The organism is Kitasatospora sp. NPDC090091 (genome assembly GCF_044747365.1).
In the GTDB taxonomy this organism is placed as follows: domain Bacteria; phylum Actinomycetota; class Actinomycetes; order Streptomycetales; family Streptomycetaceae; genus Kitasatospora.
This window is the reverse complement of record NZ_JBIVDY010000066.1, coordinates 1-1,123: the sequence shown is the minus strand read 5'-3', so window position 1 is coordinate 1,123 and position 1,123 is coordinate 1. Positions and strand designations below refer to the sequence as shown.

Annotated in this window: 1 protein-coding gene; it reads right to left on the bottom strand. The window is 69.9% G+C overall.

The window, feature by feature from the left end:
* Positions 1 to 1,123, bottom strand: a 1,123-nt coding sequence (locus ACIPSC_RS39050; protein ID WP_400835184.1) for an AMP-binding protein, incomplete at both ends; no start/stop codon positions are given.

Sequence of the window (1,123 nt, the reverse complement as noted above, 5' to 3'; positions counted from 1 at the left end):
TCGCCGACGACCTTGATCTGCTTGGGCTTGGCGATCGGGCCGAGCGTCCTGCCCACGTGGGCGCGGAGTTCCTCGACGAGTTCGGGGGTCTCGGTGGCGGTGCCGCGCAGGATGACGAAGGCGACGATGGCCTGGCCGGTGGTGGCGTCGGTGGCGCCGACCACGGCGGACTCGGCCACCGCCGGGTGGCCGACCAGCGCCGACTCGACCTCGGTGGTGGAGATGTTGTGGCCGGAGACCAGCATGACGTCGTCGACCCGGCCGAGCAGCCAGATGTCACCGTCCTCGTCCTTCTTCGCACCGTCACCCGCGAAGTAGCGGCCCTCGAACCGGGACCAGTAGGTGTCGATGTAGCGCTGGTCGTCGCCCCAGATGGTGCGGAGCATGGAGGGCCAGGGCTCGGTGAGGACGAGGTAGCCGCCGGAGCCGTTGGGGACCTCGCGGGCCTCGTCGTCGACGACGGTCGCGGCGATGCCGGGCAGCGCCCGCTGGGCCGAGCCGGGCTTGGTCTCCGTCACCCCCGGCAGCGGGCTGATCATCATCGCGCCGGTCTCGGTCTGCCACCAGGTGTCGACGATCGGGGCCCGGCCCGCGCCGATGTGCTCGCGGTACCAGACCCACGCCTCCGGGTTGATCGGCTCGCCGACACTGCCCAGCACCCGCAGCGAGGACAGGTCGAACTTCGCCGGGATGTCGTCGCCCCACTTCATGAACGTACGGATCGCGGTCGGCGCGGTGTACAGGATCGTCACCCCGTACTTCTGGACGATCTCCCAGAACCGACCCTGGTGCGGGGTGTCCGGAGTGCCCTCGTAGATGACCTGGGTGGCACCGTTGGCCAGCGGCCCGTACACGATGTACGAGTGCCCGGTCACCCAGCCGATGTCGGCGGTGCACCAGTACACGTCGGTGGCGGGCTTGAGGTCGAACACCGCGTGGTGGGTGTACGCGGCCTGGGTCAGGTAGCCGCCCGAGGTGTGCAGGATGCCCTTGGGCTTCCCGGTGGTGCCGGAGGTGTAGAGGATGAACAGCGGGTGCTCGGCCTCGTGCGGCTCGGGCGTGTGCTCGGCCGGCTGACGGCCGGTGATCTCGTGCCACCACACGTCACGGCCCTCGGTGAACG